Raw genomic sequence first — 26,057 nt, forward strand, 5'->3', positions numbered from 1 at the left:
AAATATAAGCGAGACGGATGTTGATATCAAGAGGCGCTTGCCTTCTAATTTTAATGGTTATCCCTATGTCAACCCAGCAAAATACGAAGATCGATCTCGCAAATAGATTGTTCTTTCGGCTCTATCAATGTGCAAATATGTTGCATAAAACCGGCAGTCGCGCCGTCGAGGAAGAAGGGCTAACGACACAGCAGTGGGCGGTGTTGGGTGCCCTGTCGCGCGAGAAGTCACAGAGCGGCATAAGCATTGGCGATCTGGCGCGCTACCTGATGGTGAGCCGGCAGAACCTCTCCGGTCTGATCAGCCGCATGGAGCGCGATGGGCATGTGGCAGTCGCCGCGAGCGGGCAGGACCGCCGGTCACGCGTGGTCACGATGACGGACTCAGGTCGCCACGTGTGGCAAGACCTTGCCCTGCCCAAAATCCACGGGTACTACGAAGAGATCCTGACCGACTTCTCCGTCAACGATGTGACGCACACGCTGCACTATCTGCTCAAGATCCTCGAGAACATGCAGCGGCTCGACGCAGAGCGACTCTCTACCGACGAGGGTGACGAAGCAAAGTCGCCAGTCTAAGGTCGGCCTATGTCGTCTAGGCCTTACGGGCGGTTGCTCCTGCGTTCCGTAACTAAGTGGCTCAAGCTCCTCGGATTGCAAACCTCGCTGCAATGTCGCTGGCGTGAGACTTTCGTCGACTGACATCTCTGCCGTGGGAAAGAGCCGCTTTAGATAGCAGCCAATGCGGTTGGTCAGCAGCGCACGTATGCGGCCACTGCCTGATCAAGGGAGGTGCGGACAAAAACTTGGACTACCAGGAGGTAGTTCATGTATTCGTTCGAGGACAGGCTTCGAGCGGTCGAGCTCTACATCAAGCTCGGCAAGCGCGTCAGGGCAACCATTCGTCAGTTGGGGTACCCGACCAAGAACGCGCTGAAGGGTTGGTACCGGGAGTACGAGCGGCGACTCGATCTTCCAAAGGGCTATGCGCGCCCCAAGCCGAAATATTCTCAAGAGCAAAAGGAGGCGGCTGTCAGGCACTACCTCGATCATGGACGGGGCATCGCTGCCACCATGAAGGCGCTGGGATATCCGGGCCGGGCGTCGCTGACCGCCTGGATTCAGGAACTCCATCCTGAGTCAAGAGTGCGCGTTGATGGCAGAGCTGAGCGGATCCCTCGCCCTCCTGCGCTGAAGCAGGCTGCGGTCATTGCGTTGTGCACCCGTCAAGGCAGTGCAGACGCCTTGGCCCAGGAAATTGGCGTGTGCAGGCCAACGTTGTACAACTGGAAGAACCACCTACTCGGCCGCGAGGTTTCAGCATCCATGAAGCGCCAACACGATTTGCCGCGAGGCCCTGAACGGGAGGAGTTGGAGCGCCAGCTCGAGGCTCTTCGACGCGACATCAGACGCTCGCAGCTCGAACAAGACCTCCTAAAGAAGGCGAATGAAATCTTAAAAAAAGACACGGGCATCAACCGGCAGTTCCTGACCAATCAGGAGAAGACGCTGCTGGTTGATGCCCTGAGACAGACGTACACGCTGGCGGAGCTTCTCACTGAGGTAGGCCTGCCACGCAGTTCGTACTTCTACCACCGCGCCCGACTGGATGTGGCAGACAGGTACGTTGAAGTACGTCGCACCATCACCGAGATATTCGAGCGCAACCACCGCTGCTATGGCTACCGCCGGATGCAGGCATCGCTGATCAAGCAAAGCGTCAGCATCTCGGAGAAGGTGGTGCAGCGTTTGATGAAGCAGGAATGCCTGGTCGCTGTAACGCCGAATCGTCGCCGGTACGGCTCCTACCTGGGCGAGATCAGCCCAGCGCCAGATAACCTCATCAACCGCGACTTTAGGGCCGCGGCGCCCAATGAGAAATGGCTCACGGATATCACTGAGTTCCAGATCCCAGCCGGCAAAGTGTATCTCTCACCCATGATCGACTGCTTCGACGGCATGGTCGTCAGTTGGTCGATTGGCACGCGTCCAGACGCTGAGTTGGTCAACTCCATGTTGGATGCTGCGACCGAGACGGTTGCATCCACCAGTGCACGGCCAGTCGTGCACTCCGACCGTGGCGCCCACTATCGCTGGCCAGGCTGGTTGACGCGCATTGCCGATGCGAAGCTGGTGCGCTCGATGTCGCGCAAGGGGTACTCGCCTGACAACGCTGCGTGCGAAGGCCTCTTCGGTCGGCTCAAAACCGAGCTGTTCTATCCTCGAAACTGGCAGTCCACAACCATCGAGCAGTTCATCAAAGCGCTGGACTCCTATATCCGTTGGTACAACGAAAAGCAGATCAAACTCTCACTGGGCGCTCTGAGCCCGTCGAGTACCGCAGGAGCCTTGGAATCGTCGCTTAACCAGTCCAAGATTTCTGCCGCATCCCCCGTGGGTCAAATTTAGCTGCGCGACAACACTCGAGCCATGTCCCGCGCACCCTCGTGAACGCTGGGTGCGATCTTCCGATACGGCATGTTTGGACATGCATTGCTCCTTCATAGAGCATCCGCCACAGTTGTGCTGACTGAATCGATAGATGACCGTGTCCGCCTTTGTGATGTGGGCGCGTGGCTTCGTATGTGCCTGCCAATCACTGCGCAGAGCATACCCACCAGGGCTGGTGAGCGCGAGTGAAAGCGGTCATGCTTGTTCGTCTTCGCGCCCACTCAGCGATGGCCCCCTTGAGAGCAAGGTGGTGTCCTGGGTGCACGATGCGATCCAGAATAGCGACGGCAACGCTGGGATTGTCGAGCAATTCCAGCATAGCCGCCACTGCCGTGTTCCAGCTGGCGCGCAACCACCGGCCGGCCCGACATCAAGCGAGACCCATGCAGAATGTCCGCTCGTTGTAACAGCTAAATGCTGTAAGGCAAGGAAGGTTAAGCCAATCGGAGTCCAGACGTCACAGCCAGACTAGGCCGTCGTCACCACCGCTAGCGACAACAGATGCGTCGTTTTTGGCGCATTGCACAAGGATCCATTTCGCGGCCACTAGGTGGCGAACGCAGGCAACAATGTGGCGACAAGCCGCTTTCCAAAGTCTTCGTCCAGCGGCGAGCCACTGAGGAAGAGGCGGTAGTAAATCGGGCCAAGCAACAGGTCTGTGACCATTTCGGGATCAAGCCCTGGCCGCAGTTCTCCCCTGGCGATGCCGCGCTCCACCAAGAGACGGATGTCTGCAACCCTTTTGCTCACCACTTGCTCCCGATAGACCTGCGCGAGCTCAGGATCGGCGGCGACCTCCGAAACGAGGCCCTTCATAACCCGGCCCCACAGGGTGGTGCTCATGAGATGGATGGTCCTGTTGACCAGCAAGACCAGCTCGGTGGTCGTGTCCTGCACATACGGTTGGGAATTTACATCACTGACCCCTTCTATCAGGACCGCAAGAGCAAGATCCGTCCTCGAGCGATAGCGACGGTAAATCGTGGTCTTGGCCACCCCCGCCCGTGTAGCAACGCCTTCGACGGTCAGGCTGCCGAATCCGCTTTCTGCGAGCAATTCTCGAGCCGCGTCCAAAACCGCTCGCTCGCTTCGAGACCGCCGCGAGGCATGGCCAGATTGCGTGCCTGCGGACGCACTATCGACCCCCGCGCTTGAAATAGTCATTCGATCATGGTCTTCCATATCTGCTCGCTCGATGCTACTATTAAAACGATACGTAGCGTATCGTTTTCATCTTTCTTACATACACTATCCTTATCCAGCAACAAACCAGGAGCGGTTAATCATGAACACTGAACGGTATCAGCGGGGCCTCGATCGCATGATGGAGCTCGTCTCCGGCAGCCCATCCAACACCTTCGATCACGTCAAGCTCGTGGAGTCCTACAAGACTCTGGACCCGGAACTGTCCGACTACATTGTCTCCTTCGCTTTCGGCGACATCTATTCCAGAACGAGCCTGACCCAGCAGGAACAGACGATGGTGACTATCTCCACGCTGGTCGCCCTGGGCACGGAGCCGCAGTTGAAGTTACACATCAATGTGGGCTTCAACGTGGGCCTGACCAAGGAAAAGATCGTCGGTGCCCTGATTCATTGCATACCCTATGTCGGGTTCCCACGAGTGCTCAACGCACTGACCCTCCTCAAGGAGGTCATGGCAGAGAGAGAGCTCGCTCCGAGGACCTCCGAGGACTGAGGCCAGTGCCTCCCACTGGCGTCCCCGGGGCGCGTATCGATCTTACATGGCGCACCATGAGGATCGGCCTCCACGATGAAAGGAACACATCATGAGCAAAAAGATCGGCTTCGTAGGACTCGGGACCATGGGATTACCTATGGCAATTAACCTGAATAAGGCAGGCTTCAAGGTCATCGGTTACGACGCCTTTGATGGAAGCCGCGATAGGGCGAAAGCCGCAGGCATCACCGTCGCCACAACCTTGAAGGAGGTGGCCGAACAAGCTGACGACGCAATTGTATCGATGGTCCGCGATTACAACCAGAACGTCGAGGTCCTGCTGGGCGACGATGGCCTCCTTTCCGTCGACCCCAAGGGCCTGACGATTATCGTGATGAGTACGCTCGACCCCGACTCAATGAACACGCTGGGTCGGCGGGTCGAGGCCGCTGCCGACGTCAAGCTGATTGCCGCCGCCGTCAGCGGAGGCGCCACGGGAGCTCAGGCCGGTACGCTGTCGATCATGGCTTCAGGCCCTGAGGACCGAGTAAACGCGGCACGCCCGTACTTTGACGCAGTCGGCTCGAACACCTTCTACTACGGCGCCAATCCAGGCAATAGCCAGGCCGCCAAGTTAGTCAACAACATGGTGCTGGGCGTCATCATGAATGGCGTCGCCGAGGGTTTAAAATTTGGCGCGCACTACAACCTTCCTCAGGAAGAGCTGCTGAACCTGTTCAAGGTCAGTACCGGTGATAGCTGGGTGGCGCGCAACTGGGACTCCGTCTCGAAGTGGACCGAAGACACGGCGCTGTCCGTGCTGCTCAAGGATCTGAAGGCCGCACACCTCAAGGGCCTCGAGCACGGCATCACGATGCCGTTCAACGCCCTGTCTTCAACGATGCTGTTCGACTCCTGGGGCCAGAAGCCGAAGGCCAATTGAGCCGTGCCAAACGCGCAGCGCGCGACCCCACTACCGCTAGCCACACTAAGCGACTGGCAGCATTGATGAGGATCTGGCGGATAGCATGAGTCGTTGCATGACCGCCGCCACATCGCAAGAGATATCTGCTGATCGTAACGGACAAGGGGACGCTATCAGTCGAGACTGAGTGAAAACGCGTACGGCACCTGGCTACATCACCGCGTCCAGGGGGGACCGGATAAAGCGATTAATCGTTGCTTGTTGTGATGGGTTCGTGTGCAAAACGGTTCGACCAGCTTCGTCACTTAGAGCGCCCTCAAAAGTTCTGGTACTGCTGTGAACAAGTCCGCAGCCAATCCATAGTCTGCAATAGAGAAGATCGGCGCCTCCGGATCTTTGTTAATTGCCACGATGACCTTGGAGTCCTTCATGCCCGCAAGGTGCTGAATAGCGCCGGAGATACCCAGTGCGATGTACAGTTGCGGCGCCACGATCTTTCCTGTTTGTCCCACTTGCAAATCGTTGGGCGCATAACCGGCGTCCACCGCTGCGCGACTGGCGCCAACGGCTGCACCCAGCTTATCTGCCAACGGGATGATGACCTCCGAGAATTTCTCGGCAGAGCCTAACGCACGGCCACCTGATATAACAATCTTGGCAGAGGCAAGTTCAGGACGATCGCTTACGGTCAGTTCGCGTCTCACGAGGCTGCTCTGACCGCCGTCAGCTACGGCGTCTGTGCGTTCTGCTGTGCCCAAGCTGCCCGAGGTGGCTGCGGCCTCGAAAGCTGTGGTTCGTACGGTCACTATCTTGATGGCGTCACTCGATTGCACGAGCGCGATCGCGTTGCCCGCGTAGATGGGCCGCTCGAAGGTATCAAAGCTCTCAACCTTAATGATGTCGCTGATCTGAGCGACGTCGAGCTTAGCGGCTACACGCGGGGCAACGTTCTTGCCACTCGCCGTAGCCGGAAAAAGGATGTGGCTGTAGTTGGCCGCAACAGCCAGTACTTGAGCTGCGAGATTTTCAGCTAAACCGTCTGCCAAACTTGCACCATCTGCATGAATCACCTTCGCCACGCCGACAATCTGCGTTGCCACCTGCGCCGCCGCTGTAGCGTTGAAACCGGCGACAAGTACGTGTACCTCCCCGCTACTGCAGGCCTTGGCGGCCGTAACAGTATTCAGGGTGGAGGCTTTGATGGTGGTGTTGTCGTGCTCTGCGATTACTAGGACAGTCATTGCCATCGATTCCTTAAATCACCTTCGCTTCGTTCTTGAGTTTTTCTACTAGCGCGGCCACGTCGGCCACCATGACACCAGCGTTTCGCTTCCGAGGGTCGCTGACCTTCAGTGTTCTCAGGCGCGGAGCCACATCCACGCCGAGATCCTCTGGTCGGACGATGTCGAGCTGCTTCCTTTTCGCTTTCATGATGTTCGGTAGCGTCACGTAACGTGGCTCGTTCAAACGCAGGTCCGTCGTGATCACGGCTGGCAGCGTAAGGGACACAGTCTCAAGACCACCATCGACCTCACGCGTAACGGTGACTTTGTCACCAGTCAGGTCGAGCTTGGAAGCACATGTTGCCTGGGGGAGGTCCGCCAAAGCTGCGAGCATCTGGCCAGTCTGGTTCGCGTCGTCGTCGATCGCCTGCTTGCCGAGGATGATGAGGGTGGGTCGTTCCCTGCTCACTAACACCTTGAGCAGCTTGGCAACGGCTAATGGCTGCAGTTCAGTATCAGATTCCACCAGAATGCCGCGGTCAGCGCCGATAGCCATGGCCGTGCGCAATGTTTCCTGACATTGCGCAACCCCGCATGAGACTGCGACGACTTCTGTTGCCACCCCCTTTTCCTTCAAGCGCATCGCTGCCTCGACGGCAATTTCGTCGAAAGGGTTCATGCTCATCTTTACGTCGGCTGTGTCCACGCCCGTGCAATCAGGTTTGACGCGAACTTTGACGTTGTAGTCCACTACGCGTTTGACCGGGACCAGTATCTTCATAAGGGGTATAAAAGCGGAAGGTAAATAGGGCCGAGCCCAGCCAATCACCCCGGCTCTCGCCCCAGCAAGGAGGGCCCGACGGTCCGCCGTCAGATCAGACGGTCGATTGCGCCTTACTTCGCAGAGCTAAAAGATGACGTCGGCTAGCGCTCGAATCCGGATGCAACTTGGTTACACTGAACAGCGCACCAAGTGCTTGATGTGCAGCGATGTAATTCGCTTACGAATGGCTCTAATGTCCACCATGCTGCCGTCGTTTGAGGCGGGGAACATCGAGCGTCGCAAGCATGAATGCCTCAAGGGAGCGGCTCACTAGCAAGCCGCGCGGGACTACACGTGACTTGCCAGGAGGGAGACGCACCCTATCTGCACGCCAATCATGACCCGCGGTTAAGACTTCTGCGGGTCGTAGAGCTTTTCCTTGATGAACAGAGCTGGCACCAAGCCGCAAAGGAAATAGGCACCACCCATCACCAGGAAGCCGAGGCCAATCGAACCCGTGGTTGCAAGGTAGCCGATCGCGGCTGGAGCGACTGCAGCGCCGATACGACCGACGTTGTACGCTCCCCCCACGGCCGAGCCGCGAATGCGAGCCTCGAAGCTCTCAGTCATATAAGTCGCGTTCACTCCGTACGGGATGCCGTACAAGAAGCCAAACGCCGTCATCAGGTACACAATATTTTCTGGCGTATGGTGCAGCACGATGACAGGAAGGAAGACTGCCGCGCCCAACGCACCAAATGCAAAGACCGTGCGACGGCCAAATTTGTCGGCGAGCCATCCAGCAACAATCTTTCCGAGAATCATCGCCAAGTACGTCCCAACCATGTAGCCGGTCATGGAGGAGAACTTGAGGTGCAGTTCTTTCTCAAGATACGTTGGCATCCAGTTGTTCACGCCGTAATACCCGAACTGCAGCAGACCTGCCGTAATGGACCAAAGCACGAACATGCGGCGGGATGCGGTATTTCCGAAGATCAGCTTCACCGCGTTATCACCGCTGGCACCACGCCTAGTGAAGTCACCTCTTGCACGCGCTGCGAGATAGCTCGGCGGCTCGGGAATAAAGCGCTGCATCAGGACGGCGAGCGCGACTGGAATAATCGCGATGAAGAATAGCCATCTCCACCCAAACGCGGGCAGAATCCAGCCCGCGAGCAGTGTCGCAACCACATAGCCAACGGACCAACCCGCCTGGAGCGTGCCGAGAACCGTGGTGCGCCGCTCAGTTGGCACATACTCGGCCATCAACGTATTGCAGACGACATACTCAGCGCCAAGTCCCAGCGACGCGATGAAGCGGAACACCGCGAACTGAGTGACGTTGTGTGTGAACCCGAGCGCCGCCGTACCGGCGGAGAACACGAGGATCGTCCATACCACCGTACGTACGCGCCCGAAGCGATCGGCAGCCCATCCCCCGTAAATTCCGCCGATGGCCATGCCAGCCAGCGTGATACTACCGAGCGCACCCGCTTCGACATTCGACAGTCCGAATTCCTGTTTAAGGCTCGACAAGCTGTACGAAAGGAACATCAGGTCCGCACCATCGACCATCAATCCAAGAAACGCAAAAATGAAGACAGCGATCCACACACGGTCGTGCGCAATCTGCCCTCGCTGACTAGACAAGCTAACTTCCATCATCTCCTCCAAAATAATTCACCTTGGGCGCTCTCAGACGCCTGCTGCGGACGGTGGGACAGCGCGTTGGTTGTAGAAGGGCAAGCGCGAAGCACGCGAGCCCGGTTACTGGAACGTCGTGGCCTCTGGCGCTTTACATTCCCGCGTAATTTGGGCCACCGCCGCCTTCCGGCGCGACCCATACGATGTTCTGTGTTGGGTCCTTGATGTCGCAGGTTTTGCAATGCACGCAGTTCTGCGCGTTGACGACCAACTTTGCTGCGCCGTCGTTGTGGACGAACTCGTACACACCCGCCGGGCAATAGCGACTCTCGGGCCCGCCGAACTTCGCCAGGTTGACGTTCACCGGCACACTGGCATCCCGGAGTGTCAGGTGGGCCGGCTGGTTCTCTTCATGGTTGGTGTTGCTTACGAATACGCTAGACAACCTATCAAACGTGAGCGAACCGTCCGGTTTTGGGTAGTCGATCTTGGGGCACTCAGATCCCGGACGGAGATACACGTGGTCGGCGTGCATGCGGTGGATCGTCCAAGGCGGAGTATTTACACCGACCTTTGGCAAGAACCATTGCTCAACACCTGTCATCAGCGCGCCAATCAGGTTGCCCTTCTTGAACCACTGCTTGAAGTTGCGCGATTGGTGTAGTTCTGTGTGTAACCAGCTCTGCTGGAACGCCGCGGAGTAGACGTCCAACTCATCGCTACTGCGGCCGGCCACCACAGCATCAAAGGCTGCTTCAGCACAAAGCATCCCGCTCTTGATCGCAGCATGACTGCCTTTGATGCGGGCGGCGTTCAAAAAGCCAGCGTCGCAGCCAACCAGCGCTCCACCCGGAAAGACCGTCTTCGGCAGGCTTAGTAGCCCCCCAGCGGTAATTGCTCGGGCACCGTAGCCCAAACGCTTACCGCCCTCGATGTGAGCTCGAATGGCTGGATGCGTCTTCCAGCGCTGCATTTCCTCGAATGGTGAAAGCCAAGGATTCTTGTAGTCCAGACCCGTCACGAATCCCAAGGTCACCTTGTTGCCTTCAAGGTGGTAGAGAAAGCCACCGCCATAGGTGTCGCTGTTCATAGGCCACCCGGCGGTATGCACCACTAAGCCCGGCTTGGCCTTATCAGCCGGAATCTCCCAGAGCTCTTTGATGCCGATGGCATAGCTCTGCGGATCCTTACCGTCATCGAGCTTGAACCTCGCGATGAGTTGCTTTCCAAGATGACCACGGGCGCCCTCGGCGAAGACCGTGTACTTCGCATGCAACTCCATGCCACGTTGAAAGCTATCGCTCGGCTTGCCGTCTTTTCCAAGACCCAAGTCTCCCGTTGCCACGCCCTTGACAGAACCGTCCTCGTTGAAGAGAACTTCGGATGCGGCAAATCCAGGAAAGATCTCCACGCCGAGCCCCTCGGCTTGTTCTGCCAGCCACCTCGTGACTGCACCCAGGCTGACGACATAGCAGTCGTCGTTGTGGAAGTTGCGTGGAACCAGTGCATCGGGCGTACGCCGATGCCCATTCTCAGAGAGAAACAGGACATCATCCCGCGTGACTGGCTGGTTCAGCGGGGCACCTTGCTCTTTCCAATTTGGGAACAGTTCGGTGATGGCCTTCGGATCCATGACCGCGCCCGACAGAATATGCGCACCTGGCTCGGAACCCTTTTCGAGCACGCAGACACTAAGATCGCAGCCCTTCTCGTTGGCCAGTTGCTTGAGCCGGATGGCGGTGCTCAGCCCTGCAGGGCCTGCCCCAACCACCACAACATCGTATTCCATCGCTTCCCGCGGCCCATACTTACGGTCGATTTCCTGAACATTCATCACTACTCTCTTCCAGTCAACCGTGCTCACACTCGCTCAAGCACTACAGCGATGCCTTGTCCCACGCCGATACACATCGTGCAAAGGGCGTATCGTCCGCCGGTAGCGTGGAGTCGATTGACTGCCGTGGTGATCAGTCGCGCTCCGCTGGCACCCAATGGATGGCCGAGTGCAATCGCTCCGCCCCATGCGTTTACTCGCTCATCGTCATCGGGAAGGCCAAGCATGCGCAGCACCGCCAGGCCCTGGGCAGCAAACGCTTCATTGAGTTCAATCACGTCAAGCTGGTCGAGCGTCAAACCAGTCTGCGCCAGCACTTTCTGACAGGCAGGTGCCGGACCGATACCCATGATGCGAGGCGCTACGCCAGCCGTAGCCATGCCCACCACACGGGCGCGAGGCGTCAAAGCGTATCGGCCCGCCGTGGCTTCATCAGCCAACAGCAGTGCACAGGCACCGTCATTCACACCGCTGGCGTTGCCGGCCGTGACCGTACCGCCCTCGTGCACGACACCCTTGAGCTTGGCCAGGGCTTCCAGGCTTGTCTCGCGCGGATGCTCGTCCTTCTCGACGATGAGCGGATCACCTTTCTTCTGGGGAATCGTCACGGGGACAATCTCCCGTGCCAAATGGCCTGCTTGTTGGGCTGCGAGAGCTTTCAGCTGGCTGGCCAACGCCATGCGATCCTGCGCCTCGCGTTCGATCTTGAAATCACCGGCGACGTTTTCTGCCGTCTCCGGCATCGAGTCGACGCCGTACTGCGTCTTCATCAGCTTGTTGACGAAACGCCAGCCAATAGTGGTGTCGTAGACAGCATTTGCGCGACTGAAAGCGCTATCGGCTTTCGGCATTACAAAGGGGGCGCGGCTCATGCTCTCTACGCCGCCAGCGATCATCAAACCGGCTTCGCCCGCCTTGATGGCACGTGCAGCAGTACCCACTGCATCCATCCCTGAGCCACAGAGTCGATTGATGGTGGCACCGGGAACGTCCAGCGGCAGACCAGCCAACAAAATGGACATGCGCGCGACGTTGCGATTGTCTTCGCCCGCCTGGTTGGCGCAGCCATACAGCACATCGGTCACCGCCGCCCAATCTACGCTGGTATTGCGCGCCATTAGCGCTTTGAGTGGCACAGCGCCCAAATCGTCGGCACGGACACTCGACAGTGCGCCACCGTACCGCCCGAAAGGCGTCCGAATTGCATCGCAGATAAAGGCTTGAGGAGATGCGGTCATGGTGTTTCGTTCCAGAGAAGGTTCAATTAGGCGGCAGGCTGTTAGAGCAGCGGGCTCAGGTCCGCGAGCACGAATCCATATCCAGCCTCGGCAGCCAACTGTTTCAGTTCTGCTTCGAGGCGGTTGCGATCCTGGTGCCGGGCCCAAAACACGGGGCCACCCTCCCACCGCGGGAAGCCATAGCCCTGAACGAGTACAACATCGACATCACTCGGCCGTGCTGCGATGCCCTCAGCAATCAGTTGCGCCGCTTCGTTCACCATCGCCAACAACGCGCGCCGTTGGATCTCTTCGGGCGTCAAGTGTCGGCGTTCGATGCCACGCCGTTTGCTCGCCTGTTGGATAACCTCGCGTACGGCGGGGTCCGTCGTTCGAACTTGCTTCCCTTCGACATAGGCGTAGTAGCCGGCTCCCGCCTTACGTCCAAGCCGGCCCATCTCGCAGAGCTGGTCCAGGATGTCGACATAGCGCTCGCGCGAATCGCGCTGCCACGCTTGCGCTTTGCGCATGCGCCAAGCGATGTCGAGCCCAGACAGATCCGCAACTGCGAATGGCCCCATGGCAAAGCCGAAGGCCGTCAGAGCGTTATCCACGTCTTCGGGCCATGCGCCGTCTTCGAGCATGAACTCGCACTGGCGTCGGTAGGCGTTGTAGATTCGGTTTCCAATGAAGCCAAAGCCGTTGCCGGTAAGAACAGGTGTCTTCTTGAGCGCGGAGCCAATGGCCATACCAGTGGCGATAACGTCTGGCGCAGTCTGAGCGCCACCCACTACCTCCAGTAGCTTCATGACGTTGGCGGGGCTGAAGAAATGCAGACCGAGCACGTCTTGCGGTCGCGAAGTGGCGGCGGCAATCGCATCGACGTCGAGATAGGAGGTGTTCGTCGCCAACACAGCGCCAGGCCGAGCATGGGTGTCGATCTGCTGGAACACACCCTGTTTAACAGCGAGATCCTCGAACACCGCCTCGATTACAAGGTCGGCTTCTTTCATCCGGGTCCAGTCCAGCGTACCTACCAAGCGCGCCTCATTCCCTGCAGCCTTATCTGCGCCGAGCTTGCCGGCCGCCACACGCCCCTGATAGTGCTCGACCACGCGCACTCGGCCGCGCTCAAGCGCCGCTGCATCTTGTTCCAACAGGAGGACTCCAAGTCCGGCATCAAGGGCGGCGATCGCGATGCCTGTTCCCATCGTCCCTGCGCCAACCACAGCCACAGTACGAACGGGGCGCGGGGAGCTCTGGGCGCCTGCCGGCAACTTGGTTGCCTCTCGTTCGACCTTGAACTGGTAACGCAGCGCCTGTGCGGCGGTGGTCGGCACCAAGGCAAGAAAGAGTTCGCGCTCTCGTTGCAGCCCCTCGTCAAAAGACAGGGTTGACGCTGCCAACGCATCGAGCAACGCGCCATAGGCAGGTTGCAGCTTCTGGCGCGCATTGAGTTTTGCCCGCTGAGCCTCAATAGCTGCGTCAACCTCGGCAGCGTGAAGAACCTTGTCACGGGCCCGCGGATACGGCGCCCCTTGAGTAGCCAACTCTGCGGCATGGCGGATAGCCGCATTCGTTGCGTCGTCGCTCACCACAGCATCGAACAGGCCCGACTCCCCGAGTTGGCTTGCAGTTTGGGGCTGGCCAGTGGCCATCAGTGCCTGCGCGGCGGCGATGCCCATCAGGCGCGACAGGCGTTGTGTGCCGCCGGAACCGGGAATTAACCCCAACGTAATCTCTGGTAGGCCCACGCGGGCGGACGCGTGCGCCACACGACCGTGGCAAGCGAGCGCCAGCTCGAGACCACCACCGAGCGCGACTCCCGTGATGGCAGCCACCACCGGCTTATTGCTGGCTTCGATGCGAGCCAGTACGGTGCGCAGAATCGGCTCCTGCAATTGGCGCGGCGTGCCAAACTCTGTGACGTCAGCACCAGCGGAAAATGCCTTCGCACTGCCGGCAAGCACGATTCCGTTCACTGCGGGGTTGGACTGTGCCTCGTCGAGCTGCTGCACGATTCGTTCGCGCAAAGCGTGACCCAAGCTGTTGACCGGCGGGTTATCGAGCGCAATGACGGCGATGCCGTAGCGGATGTCGGACATGTTTGCCTCACGCTCCCTTCATCAGGTTCTTGCCGATGACGATTTGCTGAATCTGTGTGGTGCCTTCGTACAGGCGCAGTAGACGAACGTCTCGATAGAAGCGCTCGACCTTGTACTCGTTGATGTAGCCAGAGCCACCGTGAATCTGCACCCCGCGGTCTGCGACGCGGCCAACCATCTCGGTGGTGAACATCTTGGCGCAAGAGGCTTGCATGCTCACTTCCGGATCCGAGACCCCGAAAGGTTTGGCGTCATAGCGCTGCGCGACTGACTGCACCAGCGACCAGCCTGCAAGCAGCTCAGCCTGGCTATCGGCCAGCATGGCCTGCACCAGTTGGAAGTCACCGATACGCTGGCCAAACTGCTTGCGTTGCTGCGCATAAGCCACGCTTTCCTGCAAGATGCGGCTGGCCATGCCACACGCCAATGCCGAGATGTGAAGGCGGCCGCGGTCCAATACCTTCATGGCCGTCTTGAAGCCTTTGCCGGGTTCCCCACCGATGATGTTTGCAGCTGGCACGCGCACGTTGTCGAGGTTCACATCGCACGTCTTGGTACCGCGCTGGCCCATCTTGCGATCAGGCTTACCCAGCGACAGACCTGGCAAGCCAGCAGGCACGATAAACGCGGTAATACCACCTGCGCCTGCCCCTTCAGTTCGGGCCATGAGCGTGAACGCGCCCGCGCGCGGAGCATTCGTGATGAAACGCTTCGTGCCACTGAGCAGGTAGTCGCTCCCGTCCTTCACGCCCTTGGTTTTGATGGAGGCTGCGTCGGAGCCCGCATCGGGTTCGGTGAGTGCGAACGACACAACTAGGTCACCGCTGGCAATACGCGGCAGATACTCAGCCTTCTGCTCGGCAGTGCCATCAATCAAAATGCCTTGCGAACCAATGCCGATGTTCGTCCCGACCACCGAGCGGAATGCCAGCGCCGTGTGACCGAGTTCGTAGGCCACTTCGCATTCCTGTGCCATCGTCAGGCCAATGCCACCGAACTCCTCAGGGATTGAGAGACCGAACAGACCCAACTCCTTCATGTCGCTCACGATGTCGGCGGGCACTTCATCGTGCTCCTCGACATAGTCCTCGGCGGGCATCAGCCGCTCCCTGACGAAGCGTTGAACACTGTCCTTGAGCAATTTGAAGGTTTCTTGGTCGAGCGACATGACATCTCCTATGGATTGGCTGCATTGTTCTTTCGTCGGCCAGCCTTGACAATCCCAAAGAATGTGAACACGCTGTACAAATTCTTATGACAATCGAGATGTGATGGACGCTCACTCACTTGTGCTTTTCGTGGACATCGTAGAGGCCGGCAACCTCAGCAATGCGGCTCGAAACATGAAGATGAGCCGAGCCAACATCAGCTACCGGCTGACCCAACTGGAAAAATCCATCGGGCAGCAGTTGATGAGGCGCACGACGCGGCGCGTCGAGTTGACTGAAATTGGCCAGCGTCTGTATCAGCATGGGCGCGTCATCCGCGACGAACTGATGGCCGCACAGGAATCTGTGGCTGTCTTCGGCAAGACGCTGCAAGGATCGGTCCGCCTGAGCGTGCCCACGGGCTTCGGCCACATGGTGATGTCCGGCTGGCTCATCGACTTCAAACGGCAGTACCCAGACATCGCGCTGGACCTGCTTTTCGACAACCGCGTGGATGACTTGCTGCGGGACGAGGTCGACGTGGCGGTTCGGGTCATGTCCGAGCCACCCCAGCAAACGGTCGCCACCGAGTTGGCGCGAGTGCGCTATGTCACGTGCGCGTCGGCCAGCTACTCGGACGCGCATTCCATGCCTGTTACGTTGGAAGACCTAGGCCACGTACCTCTGATTACCTCGGCCGTGGCCGGGCGGGATCTACGGGTTTCGGCTTACCAAGACGAGCAGCGCCACGAACTGATACTGCACCCGACGTTGGCTTCAGAGAATTTTCAGTTCCTGCGCGAAGCCATCTTGGCAGGCTTGGGTGTCGGCTTGGTGCCCGACTATGTCGTTCAGCAGGACGTTGCAGAGGGACGCGTCAGCACGACATTGAATGATTGGCGCTTAAGCGTGTTCGGCACCCGCATGTTTCTTTTGCGTATGCCGGGTCGCTACCAAACTTTGGCGACACGCACACTCATCAACTTCGTCGTGGAAAAAGCCCGCGCGTGGGCCAGCTGAGTCCAAAAGAATGAGGCGCCGCACACACCAAATCCCAAAGATGGGTACCGCCAAGCGCCTCCTCAATCACTGGAACCTACAGTTTTTTTTGACAGATTGTCACGTTTTCTTGTGATTGTTCATTGGACTTTAACTACGGACAATTGTGGGCTAGTTTGCGCGCACCGCGCGCAGACCGCCCAGGCATTGCCAGGGCACAGTGCCGCAAGCGGTTCGACTGCCGACGTCCGTGAGAAACGAACTCAGTCAACGGCTCGCGGTGGTGAAGACGACCAACGTTGGATTGAATTGATATGGGCGCCCTTAGTCATCTGCGTGTGTTAGATCTAACCCGGGTGTTGGCGGGTCCATGGTGCACGCAAACTCTGGCCGACCTGGGTGCCGAAGTCATTAAGATCGAACGTCCCCATGCTGGCGACGATACTCGCCATTGGGGCCCTCCGTATGCCAAGGACGCGGAAGGCAACGACACGACAGAGGCGGCGTACTACCTGGCAGTGAACCGAAACAAGAAATCGGTCACGCTCGACATCTCAACTCCGCAGGGGCAGGCGCTTATCGCGCAACTCGTTGCCGAAGCTGACGTTCTGGTCGAGAACTACAAAGTCGGGCAGCTTGCCAAGTATGGCCTTGACTATGAAAGTCTGAAGGCAATCAAATCGAATCTGATTTACTGCTCCATTACGGGCTTTGGCCAAACCGGCCCGTACGCTCGGCGCCCAGGCTACGACTTCATCGTGCAAGGCTTGGGCGGCTTTATGAGCGTGACAGGCGAACGGGATGATCTCCCTGGAGGCGGACCGCAAAAGGCTGGCGTGGCCATCGCCGATCTATTCACCGGGGCCCATGCCACCATCGCAATCTTGGCGGCGCTCGTCCATCGGGACCGCACTGGTGAAGGTCAACACCTGGACATCTGCCTGCTTGATGTACAGGTTGCCATGATGGCGAACATGGCGACCAACTACCTGGCTACCGACAATCCGCCGCAGCGCTGGGGTAATGCCCATCCCAATATCGTGCCCTACCAAGTCTTCAAGGTCGCAGATGGCTGGGTCATCGTGGCGTGCGGTAACGATGGCCAGTTCCGCAAGCTGGTGGAAGTGGGAGGCGAACCAGCGCTGGCGGATGATGAGCGCTTCGCTATCAACCCTCAACGAGTGCGGAACCGCCAGGTACTGATTCCATTGCTGGAACCCATGATGCTGAGGAAGACGCGCGCACGGTGGATTGCAGCGCTGGAAAGCGCCGGTGTTCCATGTGGCCCTATCAACGACTTAGCGGACGTCTTTAAAGACCCGCACGTGCTGGCTCGCGAAATGCGGCTCGACTTGCCCCATCCAACCGCAGGGAACGTCAGCGTCCCGGCCAGCGCACTCAAAATGAGCGGATCTCCAGTCGAGTACCGGATGCCGCCGCCCTTGATGGGCGAACACACGGATTCCGTGCTTGGGCAACTCGCCGGGCTATCGACCAGCGAGCTCAAAGAGCTTCGCCGCCGTGCGGTGATCTAAGCCAGCGAAAACAGTCGGCCGCGATGAGTCGTCGCCGAGCGCCGCGTCCTGTTGTACCAACATCAAGCAGTGGAGGCGTTCATCTTGGCGGCCCGAAGCAGGGCTGCCCCTGAATTTCTAGGTCTGGGAGGACACTGCTAGCGCACTCTAAGCTTGAGTGGAAAGCGCGGTATCTCAGCATTGAAGTGAACGATGCCTTCGAGATCTGTGCTTCTTTGAAGTGCGCGGCAGAGCTCGTCGACGCGGGTAGGATTTACCCCGATAACGGTCACTGCCCCTGTTGAGGAAAATCAAGAATTAGCTTCAGCCATCCGTACACTGGAGACGCGGTTTGTGAGCCAACTGATTGCACCGGATGATGTACCCCTCTGGATACCCGGCGAGTTGACGCTCAACAGCGCAACAGCCGGATGGGAACACGTGGCGCTAAAGGGCTATCGTTATGGCTCGCTTGACGTCGCTATTCCGTCCATGCGCGACTACATGATCGTCAGCTACAAAGGCAGCGATGCCATGATGAGCCGGCGGGCCGGTGGTCCTTGGCGCAGCGAGCAAGTCGGGCGCGGCGTGTGTTCCCTTCTGACCCGCGGCGAGTCGTCTCAGTGGAAGTGGAACCGCCCGATCGACGTCACCCACATCTACGTGGCCCAGACCGAGTTGTGCCGTGTGGCGGAGGATGTCTTCGAGCACAGCATCAGTGATGTCGGAATGGAAGACTGCGTTCGCGTCGAGGACAGCATCCTTCCAAGCCTGGTGGCTGCCTTCGAGGAGGAGCTGACGAGTGGCGGCCTCGGCGGAAATCTCTATCGGTCTGCCTTGGTGAATCAGCTTTGCATTCACCTGCTGCGCCGCTATGCCAAGGCCCGCATTCGAGAGGTGCCGTTGGCGGTTCGCATGGCCGATTGGCAGCGCCGACGCTTGGTCCAGTACATTGAGGACAACCTGGACCGCAACTTCAAGCTCGAAGAAATGGCCGGGGAGGCTGGCGTCAGCGTCTCGGGGCTGATCCGCAAGTTCCGCGCAGAGTTCGGCTGCTCCCCCCATGCCTACGTTTTGCGCCAGCGCTTGGAGCGGGCCCGGCAACTGCTCAGCCGACCAGTGGCCACGCCCCTGAAGTGCATCGCGATGGACTGTGGCTTTTCCGACCAAAGCCATCTGGTGCGCCACTTCAAGCGCGCGTTCGAGCAGACGCCTGCGGATTACCGCAGCACGGTCACAGGGCGCCCCCTGCCGCCGCCCGAGCCCGACCAGCCGAGCCGGTAGCGGGCCCGGCATCGGTGGCCTACAGCGGCCGCCACGGGACTTGTGAGCGCTCTTTCCGTGATCAGAGCACCCGGTTCAATGCCGGGACGGCAGTGAATAGGTCGGACTTGACGCAGTAGTCAGCCGCCGAAGGAATTGACGCGTCCCATGAGCCTTCCCCTCAAACCGGCACGTCGCCGCCTGACGCGGTGATGGTGACGGCGGTCAGCTCGGAGCAGTCGCTCTTGCTCATCTCACGGCAGGCAGTAGTTGCGCTGCCACTATCGGTCGTAGCAGCGCAACCGTCTGCACAACCCATCTGGCGCGAGGCCGTAACACCGGTGAGCGAAGGGCAACGTTGCCGGTATACCGAAGCCTTCTGGCAATAGATGCTTGCGCAGTAGCACGAATGCGGGCCGAGCATCCGAGGGCGCTGCCGGCAACAGAGCCTGCCGCGACACGCGCCGACACACGCAGTCCATCAACGACCTGTCATATCTGGTGCAGGCGCTGTTGGCGCGGAACCTGCTGTGATGTGGCGACACCGAGTATGTAGCCACCCGCCGCGAGCTTGAAACCACGAGATTGATCCCGTGGCCTTCGGTTGCAGCTGCTGGATGCATACGGTCTCTGCCTCCGCTCGGCGGCGACCTCCACTTCAGTTGAACTGCGACACAAACTTTGTGGTCAGATAGCCATCGAAGGTTTCGCTGCCGCCCTCACTGCCATAGCCACTGGCCTTCAGGCCACCAAATGGGGTCTCGGCCAGCGCCAGCCCGATGTGGTTGATGGACACCATGCCGGCTTCCAATCCGCGAGAGAGCTGATGGGCGTTCTGCAGCGAGCTCGTGAACGCATAGGACGCGAGGCCGAAAGGTAAGCTGTTCGCTCGCGCGAGCGCCTCCTCTATCGTCTTAATTCGCACGATGCCGGCGATCGGACCGAAGGGCTCCTCCGTCATGAGCCGCGAGTCGTCAGGAAGGTCGATCATCACGGTCGGGGCAAAGAAATTGCCTTCACCCGGTAGGCGCCGCCCGCCGGTCAGCACCTTGCCACCGCGATGGCGTGCGTCGTCGACGAAGCCCTCCATCGCCGAGACGCGTCGGCCCTGTGCCAATGGCCCCATTCGGCTCGCGGCGTCAAGGCCGTCGCCCACCTTTAGGGCTTCAGCGCGCCCAGCAAAGCGTTCAACGAAACGGTCGTAGGCACCTTCCTGCACGTAGAAGCGAGTCGGGGAGATGCAGACCTGCCCCGCGTTGCGGAACTTGAAGACCGCGAGCAAGTCCGCTGCCCGGTCGATGTCTGCGTCGTCACAGACAATCACCGGCGCGTGACCGCCCAGTTCCATCGTACTGCGTTTCATCATCGCTCCGGCAAGAGCGGCGAGTTGCTGGCCCACCGGTGTGGAACCGGTAAAGGACACCTTGCGGACGATGGGCGAGCGGATCAGATACTCCGAGATCATGCCGGAGTCGCCTGACACCAGGTTCAGCACGCCGGGCGGTAAGCCTGCGTTATGGAAAAGTTCGGCGATTGCAAGCACCGAAGCCGGTGTGTCGCTGGAGCCCTTGAGTATGACGGTGCAGCCCGCGCCTATTGCGGCGACCACTTTGCGAAAGGCTTGGCTGAACGGGAAGTTCCAGGGCGAGAAGGCCACGCAAACGCCGATAGGCTCACGCAGCACAGTCTGCTGCACGCGGGCGTCGCGAGGGGGAATGAGCCTGCCATAAATGCGCCTGCATTCCTCCGCATGCCACTCGGCATGTTCGACGCAGCTCGTGACTTCGCCCACGGCCTCGGCTAGGGTCTTGCCTTGCTCGAGGGTGAGGTTGCGGCCGATCGCGGGCGCCCGTTCACGGATCAGACCAGCGACCTTATTCAGCACCTGGGCACGCTGCAGGGCCGAGCTAGTGCGCCAGGTCGAGAAGGCGCGCTCGGCAGCCGATAGCGCCAGGTCCAGATCGGCTTGCGTAGCATGCGGCAGGTGGCCAATCACCTTATTGCTGGCCGGGCTAAGGACTTCCTGCTCGCGGCGACCCGCACCGTTCAGGAACTGCCCATCGATGTATAGGCTGAGTTGGGGGTACATAACTGTTATTTCAAAAGTTCACGGCAGTAGCACGGCACGACCAATCACTTGGCCGCGGTGGAGGTCATCAATCACTTGGTTCACCTGGCTCATCGGGCGGCGCGACACGGGGATGGACTTCATGGCGGTGCGCCTCACCAGGTCGACAAGTTCGCGGAGCTCTGACAGGGTGCCCACATAGCTGCCTTCGATACGTAGCGGTCGCAAAGGGATCGTGGCCAGCGGCAGCGTGAGCTCACCGCCCATCAGCCCGCAGATGACGATATGTCCGCCGCGCCGCGCGCTTTGCATCGCCAGCGACACGGTCGCCGATGAGCCGACCAGATCCAGTACCTGCCCTGCCCCGCCCTGGGTTGCTGCGATAAGTTGTTGCGCGGCATCCACGGCCTTCCCATCCACTACCGCGAGCGCGCCCGCGGCCAGCGCGGCTTCACGCTTGGCGGGATCAATGTCGACCACAACAGCGCCCTGCCCGCCTAGCGCGCGCAGCACCTCGATGGCCATCAGGCCCAAGCCTCCTGCACCGATGATGACGACCGGCTCATGGTGGATGCCCTCACCTAGCTTTCGGATCGCGCTGTAAGTTGTTACGCCAGCGCAAGCCAGCGGTGCCGCCTCCGCGTCGTTCAGGCCGTCGATGTCGACCAGGTAGCGGGGGTGAGGCACCAGCACGTAGTCGGCGAACCCGCCTGGCCGGGCCACGCCGAGGGGGCGGCTCTTCGAGCAGATGTTCTCGTCGCCGCGCAGGCAGGTCGGGCATTCGCCACAGCCGATCCACGGGTGGACCACGAAGCGACCGCCTAGCTTCACGTCACCGGCACCCTCGCCTGCGGACACCACCTCGCCGCAGATCTCGTGGCTGAGCACAATGGGAGGCTTGATGCCACGATCTGACAGGTTCAGCCGCTTACCGGCACCAAGGTCATAGTAGCCCTCCCAGATGTGCAGGTCGGTGTGGCACAGACCCGCAGCCGTCACCCGTACGAGTACCTCGGTACCCACGGGTTTGGGCATTTCTTTCTCGATGAGCTCTAGCGGCTGGCCGTGGTGCATAACGCAATAGCAGCGCATGGTGTGTATCTCCTTCAATTCGGCAGATTTCAGATTCGAACGCAGCGTCAGAACAGCGTCAGCAACCGCAGGTTGACCTGGTTATTGATCTTGAAACCTTCGCGCACCTTGATGTCACGGCCGTAGGTCGCTATCAGCTGAACGGTGGGAGCTACAAACCAGGCCGTACCGACATTGAATTTGGTGGTGATCTGCCGGTCGCCCTGATTCACCCCACCTAGTTCAGTTTCCCCGCCAAAGGTATGGAACAGGCCGACGCGCAGGTCCAGCACCGGAGTGAGCTGATAGCGCAGATGGGTCTGGAACTCGTACAGCGCTTTCTGTTTCAGCGTGGTCGCACCACCCTGGCCGTCGTTCGCGTCGGTGTTCTTTCCGAACAGGGTGACGTCTCCGGCTAGATCCCAGTTGACGCGGGGTGCCAGTTCCGTGCTGTAGCCGGCTTGGAGCGCGAACTTGTAGCGGTGTTCGCCGAGGCTGAGGGGTTGGTTACGGTCGTAAGTCCCGGTCGGCAGCCACAAGTAGGGGGTGATAGCGAAATGGGTCTTGTCGCCGGGCCTGGTAAACCAGATCGCAGACGCGAGGATCAGGTCACCTACACCGCTCTTCGAGCCCAGTGCGGAGATGTCGTCCTTGGCGCTCAACCGGCCGAACGGCAGCAGGAATTGCGGGTCGATGATGTGGCCACCGACGTCCATGAAGTGCACCCCGCGCAGGATGCCGATTTCCGAGTCGAGCCTCGGATTAATGGGCACTTGATTGCCCTTGCTATAAAGCTCGTCGCGCGTGGCATATTGCCCATAAATTACCAGCGCGTTGGTGCCACCCGGCAACGCAGTGTAGTCACCGGCATCGAGATCGACGGCGCTTGCGGGCGCAGCCAGCGTCAGAGCCAGAAAGGCGACAGCCATTGCGGCCAGTTGCTTGGAAGCTTGTTTCAAGATTTGTCTCCTAATTTTTTTTTGTCATGGTTCACCGCAGGGCGCAGGTGACAAGATTCAGGAACTGGAGGCAGCTCCGATATACGGGCGCAGCGTGGCGAGTGCGTTCGACGCGATGAGGCTTGTCAGAGGGACGACAGTAGCCGCCCCTGCATCGATGAACGTGTGGGGTGCTCGCACCGCCCCACTGAAAGGGCTGCGCACCTGCCGCAGCCTCTGTTCAGCGCATGGAACCCAAAGCGGGGAGATGCCTAGCCTTGGTCGACGGCGAATCCTTCGTAGCCGGCATTACGAACGGCCTCGAGTTGCTGTCGGTAGGCACCAAGTCCGGCCATGTAAAACATGACCGTGCTCTTCTTACCGGGGATGTTGGCGCCGAAGATCCACGACTCAACCTTCGGGAAGAGCGTCATATTGGCAATGTCCAGACAGGTCTTTGTCCAGCCCTCCTCTGCCTGCCGAGTCGGCTCGACGGTAGCGAGCTTCGAGTGCTCGGCATGGCTAATCGCGCCCCCAATCCACTGGACCTGCGCTTCAATGCTCGGTGGCAGGTTGGTGAATGGGCCGTTGGGCCCGAGGATCATGAACATGTTCGGGAAACCGTGCGTGGACAGACCCAGATAGCTGGTGGGACCCTCGGCCCAGTGGTCATTGATATGCCGCCCGCCGCGTCCGCGCAGATTCATCGAACGGTAGTTGCCGTCCACCGCGTCAAAACCGGTGGCGAAGACCAGCACATCAAGCTTGTGCTCGACGCCGTCGGCCGTCAGCACTCCGTTGGGCGTGATGCGCTCGATCGGGTTCTCCTTGATCGAAACCAGGCTGACGTTGCCGCGGTTGAAGGTCTCGTAGTAACCCTCGTTGCATAGCGGGCGCTTGGCATACAGACCGCTCGGCGTAAGCTTGCGCGCAGTCTCGGGATCCTTGACGATTTCTTTGATCTTCGAGCGGATGAAGGCGGCCGCGGCCTCGTTGGCCTGCGGGTCGGTTGCGATGTCGCAGAAGGTACCAAACATGAACCGGAAGCCGTTGCCCTTGTCCCAGTTCTCCTGGAAAATGCGCTCGCGTTCGGCCTCGGAGACCTTCATCGCCTCAATGCCGCTCTCCTGGAAGCCGAAGGCGACCACGGAGTTGCGCACTTGGTCCCAGATCGCATCGAAGTTCCTCTTGGTTTCGGCGACCTCGGCAGCATCGACCGGACCGTTGCCGGACGGCACGCAATACTGGGGGGAGCGTTGGAACACCGTCAGATGGCCGGCCATCTTGGCAGCGGCAATGATGAACTGGGTGCCGGTGGAGCCAGTACCGATGACGCCGACGCGCTTACCGGTGATGTCCAGATCCTCGGGCCAGGCATTGGTGTGTACCATCCTGCCGGAAAAGCTGTCGCGCCCAGGAATGTCAGGGATATTGCTTCTAGCGAGCAGGCCAAGCGCCGTCACCAGGTAGCGGCAGGTGAACGCCTCGCCGGTACTGGTGCGGATCTGCCAGAGCTTGCGCTGCTCATCGAACACCGCGCTCGTCACCTCGGTGTTGATCTGGATGTCGCGGCGCAGGTCATACCGGTCGACGACATGGTTAAGATAGCTCTCGATGTCCGCCTGTTCCAAGTAGCGGGTGTTCCAGTCCCATTCCTGCAGTAAGTCTTTGTCAAAAGAATAGCGATAGACGAAGCCCTCGGTGTCAGACTTGGCGCCAGGGTAGCGGTTGAAATACCAAGTTCCGCCCACACCACCGCCCTTCTCGAACGCACGGGTCTTCAGCCCGAGTTCGTTGCGCAGCTTGTGCAGCATGTAGATGCCGCCGAAGCCGCTGCCGATGACGATGGCGTCGAAGCTTTGCTCGTTGTCCATGGTGTTGTCTCCTATATTTTTGTTAAATCGCTTGCGCCGTTCAGTTGCGCTTGAACCACTGGGCGATGCGACGCAGTTCGTCGTCTGCCTCGGGGGCTCGGCCAGCGAGGAAGGGGAAGACGTGCTGCATGCCGTCAACCACGGACAAGGTGACGTCGACGCCGGCCGCCTTGGCAATGCGCGCCAGATCCTGTGCGTTATCCAGCAGGGTTTCGACCGAGCCGGCATTGATGTAGAGGCGCGGGAAGCCGCGGAAGTCTGCTTTCAGGGGGTTGGCAAGGGGGTCCGTGCGCGAGCCCGTTTCGCCGAGAAACATGCTCGACATGCCCTCGAGCACGGCCTTGCTGACCAGGGCGTCGGTGGCCGCGTTGGTCTGCAGGGTCTTCCCGACGTGTTCCATGTCGAGCCAAGGGGAGAAGACGATGACCGCGGCTGGCAGTGGCACCCCATCCTGGCGCAGTTTCAGCACCGTCGAGATGGCCAGGTTGCCACCGGCGGAGTCGCCGCTGGTAATGATGTCAGCCGGCTTGAAGCCACGCTCCAGCAATTCCTTATAAACCGCCGTCGAGTCCTCGATCTGGGCCGGAAAGGGATGCTCGGGCGCGCGCCGGTAATCAATCACCACGGCCGTCACGCCCAGATGCTTGGCCAGATGCCCGGCGAGCTTGCGGTGGCTGTCGGCAGACCCCACGGCAAAGCCGCCGCCGTGGGTGTAGAGGATGACCTGCTTGAAATCTGCGCCTTGCGGCAGAGCCCAGATGGCATCGATGCCAGAGAACCGGTCCGACTTGTAAGTCACTCCTTCCGGCTCGAGCGTCGGCTGGTGCCACTCGTCGAACAGGCTACGCAAGTCGGCAATGGTCAGACCTGGGTTGGCTGCCATGCGGTCCGACCACGACTGGTACAACGCCCTCAAAAAATCCGATTGGGGTGAGATTCCCATGATTGTCTCCGTCTGTTGTCATGTGGGATGGCCCAATGGTCGGAGCAAACGCAGGCGCGGTATTGAACGTTCTGGTCATCCACGTTGAAGGAAATACGCAACGCGGGACGCTAAGGCTGTCGTAGAGACTGAGACTGCATGTCATCGGCCGGTCGCAGTGCGGCGGATTCGGGGCGTCGTGCGGGCTTTACCGCCAGTCCACAGCCGGCGCCGCTGACGCGCGGATGACTCATCGCTGATTCAGATGGAGCGGTATGTATCGGCTACCCTGCCCGCCTTGCGCGCGCATGATTAACAATGACGGATGCATCGTTCTAGAGAAATGCGAAGAGTCAATTGCCCGCTAACGTTCGAGCAGCAATGCCTCACCCGGCAGGGTGATTTGGAGTGAACCCAT

General features: G+C 59.7%; 20 protein-coding genes. 7 read left to right on the forward strand and 13 right to left on the reverse strand.

Annotated features, from left to right (window positions below; all coding sequences use genetic code 11):
* The first annotated feature begins 53 nt into the window (after nt 1–53).
* Both F7R11_RS00450 and F7R11_RS00455 read left to right on the forward strand, forming a co-directional pair.
* Entirely contained in the window at nt 54–578 is a 525-nt protein-coding gene (locus tag F7R11_RS00450) for a MarR family winged helix-turn-helix transcriptional regulator (protein WP_104577656.1), read from the forward strand.
* A 249-nt stretch (nt 579–827) separates the two neighbouring features.
* A protein-coding gene (locus tag F7R11_RS00455; RefSeq protein WP_104577657.1) for an IS3 family transposase occupies nt 828–2,365 on the forward strand; the annotation gives its coding sequence in 2 pieces (ribosomal slippage) (nt 828–2,331 and nt 2,331–2,365; 1,539 coding nt in all).
* 631 nt (nt 2,366–2,996) lie between these two features.
* On the opposite strand, the gene F7R11_RS00460 is transcribed toward F7R11_RS00455, so the two are convergent.
* Entirely contained in the window at nt 2,997–3,632 is a 636-nt protein-coding gene (locus tag F7R11_RS00460; RefSeq protein WP_208636676.1) for a TetR/AcrR family transcriptional regulator, read from the reverse strand.
* 103 nt (nt 3,633–3,735) lie between these two features.
* Here F7R11_RS00460 and F7R11_RS00465 point away from each other — a divergent pair, with 103 nt between their 5' ends.
* A complete protein-coding gene (locus F7R11_RS00465) occupies nt 3,736–4,149 on the forward strand; it encodes a carboxymuconolactone decarboxylase family protein (RefSeq protein ID WP_104577658.1) in 414 nt (137 codons plus the stop codon).
* A gap of 91 nt (nt 4,150–4,240) precedes the next feature.
* On the forward strand, nt 4,241–5,074 hold the full coding sequence (locus F7R11_RS00470; RefSeq protein ID WP_104577659.1) for an NAD(P)-dependent oxidoreductase: 834 nt from the start codon (nt 4,241–4,243) through the stop codon (nt 5,072–5,074).
* Between the two features lie 287 nt (nt 5,075–5,361).
* Here F7R11_RS00470 and F7R11_RS00475 read toward each other — a convergent pair whose 3' ends face one another.
* The 7 genes from F7R11_RS00475 to F7R11_RS00505 form a co-directional block, all read right to left on the reverse strand.
* Nucleotides 5,362–6,297 carry an electron transfer flavoprotein subunit alpha/FixB family protein gene (locus tag F7R11_RS00475; protein WP_104577660.1) on the reverse strand — a complete coding sequence of 312 codons (936 nt, stop codon included), beginning with the start codon at nt 6,295–6,297 and terminating at the stop codon, nt 5,362–5,364.
* A gap of 13 nt (nt 6,298–6,310) precedes the next feature.
* The gene (locus tag F7R11_RS00480) at nt 6,311–7,060 is read right to left on the reverse strand and encodes an electron transfer flavoprotein subunit beta/FixA family protein (RefSeq protein ID WP_104577661.1); all 750 of its coding nucleotides are present in this window, start codon (nt 7,058–7,060) and stop codon (nt 6,311–6,313) included.
* 390 nt (nt 7,061–7,450) lie between these two features.
* Entirely contained in the window at nt 7,451–8,707 is a 1,257-nt protein-coding gene (locus tag F7R11_RS00485; RefSeq protein WP_208636677.1) for an MFS transporter, read from the reverse strand.
* Nucleotides 8,708–8,837: 130 nt separating this feature from the next.
* Complete coding sequence (locus F7R11_RS00490; RefSeq protein ID WP_104577663.1) at nt 8,838–10,520, reverse strand: electron transfer flavoprotein-ubiquinone oxidoreductase; 1,683 nt, start codon at nt 10,518–10,520, stop codon at nt 8,838–8,840.
* 26 nt (nt 10,521–10,546) lie between these two features.
* Nucleotides 10,547–11,758: a 3-oxoadipyl-CoA thiolase gene (pcaF, locus tag F7R11_RS00495; protein WP_104577664.1), complete on the reverse strand. Its 1,212-nt coding sequence runs from the start codon at nt 11,756–11,758 to the stop codon at nt 10,547–10,549.
* A 41-nt stretch (nt 11,759–11,799) separates the two neighbouring features.
* Nucleotides 11,800–13,842, reverse strand: coding sequence for a 3-hydroxyacyl-CoA dehydrogenase NAD-binding domain-containing protein (locus tag F7R11_RS00500; protein ID WP_104577665.1), 2,043 nt, complete (start codon nt 13,840–13,842; stop codon nt 11,800–11,802).
* 7 nt (nt 13,843–13,849) lie between these two features.
* The gene (locus F7R11_RS00505; protein WP_104577666.1) at nt 13,850–15,010 is read right to left on the reverse strand and encodes an acyl-CoA dehydrogenase family protein; all 1,161 of its coding nucleotides are present in this window, start codon (nt 15,008–15,010) and stop codon (nt 13,850–13,852) included.
* Between the two features lie 103 nt (nt 15,011–15,113).
* Between F7R11_RS00505 and F7R11_RS00510 the strand changes: the two genes are divergently transcribed.
* From F7R11_RS00510 to F7R11_RS00525, 3 genes are all read left to right on the forward strand, one after another.
* The gene (locus F7R11_RS00510) at nt 15,114–16,010 is read left to right on the forward strand and encodes a LysR family transcriptional regulator (RefSeq protein WP_104577667.1); all 897 of its coding nucleotides are present in this window, start codon (nt 15,114–15,116) and stop codon (nt 16,008–16,010) included.
* 293 nt (nt 16,011–16,303) lie between these two features.
* Nucleotides 16,304–17,524: a CaiB/BaiF CoA transferase family protein gene (locus tag F7R11_RS00515; protein WP_104577668.1), complete on the forward strand. Its 1,221-nt coding sequence runs from the start codon at nt 16,304–16,306 to the stop codon at nt 17,522–17,524.
* A 333-nt stretch (nt 17,525–17,857) separates the two neighbouring features.
* Nucleotides 17,858–18,787 (forward strand): helix-turn-helix domain-containing protein, encoded by a 930-nt coding sequence (locus F7R11_RS00525; RefSeq protein ID WP_104577669.1) that lies wholly within the window; start codon nt 17,858–17,860, stop codon nt 18,785–18,787.
* Between the two features lie 637 nt (nt 18,788–19,424).
* Here F7R11_RS00525 and F7R11_RS00530 read toward each other — a convergent pair.
* From F7R11_RS00530 to F7R11_RS00550, 5 genes are all read right to left on the reverse strand, one after another.
* Complete coding sequence (locus F7R11_RS00530) at nt 19,425–20,855, reverse strand: NAD-dependent succinate-semialdehyde dehydrogenase (RefSeq protein WP_104577670.1); 1,431 nt, start codon at nt 20,853–20,855, stop codon at nt 19,425–19,427.
* Between the two features lie 18 nt (nt 20,856–20,873).
* Nucleotides 20,874–21,926 (reverse strand): alcohol dehydrogenase, encoded by a 1,053-nt coding sequence (locus F7R11_RS00535; protein WP_104577671.1) that lies wholly within the window; start codon nt 21,924–21,926, stop codon nt 20,874–20,876.
* Between the two features lie 47 nt (nt 21,927–21,973).
* Nucleotides 21,974–22,864 (reverse strand): transporter, encoded by an 891-nt coding sequence (locus tag F7R11_RS00540; RefSeq protein ID WP_104577672.1) that lies wholly within the window; start codon nt 22,862–22,864, stop codon nt 21,974–21,976.
* Nucleotides 22,865–23,115: 251 nt separating this feature from the next.
* The gene (locus F7R11_RS00545; protein WP_104577673.1) at nt 23,116–24,717 is read right to left on the reverse strand and encodes a flavin-containing monooxygenase; all 1,602 of its coding nucleotides are present in this window, start codon (nt 24,715–24,717) and stop codon (nt 23,116–23,118) included.
* Between the two features lie 40 nt (nt 24,718–24,757).
* On the reverse strand, nt 24,758–25,660 hold the full coding sequence (locus tag F7R11_RS00550; RefSeq protein WP_104577674.1) for an alpha/beta hydrolase: 903 nt from the start codon (nt 25,658–25,660) through the stop codon (nt 24,758–24,760).
* Nucleotides 25,661–26,057: the final 397 nt, after the last annotated feature.

The organism is Ralstonia insidiosa (assembly GCF_008801405.1).
GTDB lineage: Bacteria > Pseudomonadota > Gammaproteobacteria > Burkholderiales > Burkholderiaceae > Ralstonia > Ralstonia insidiosa.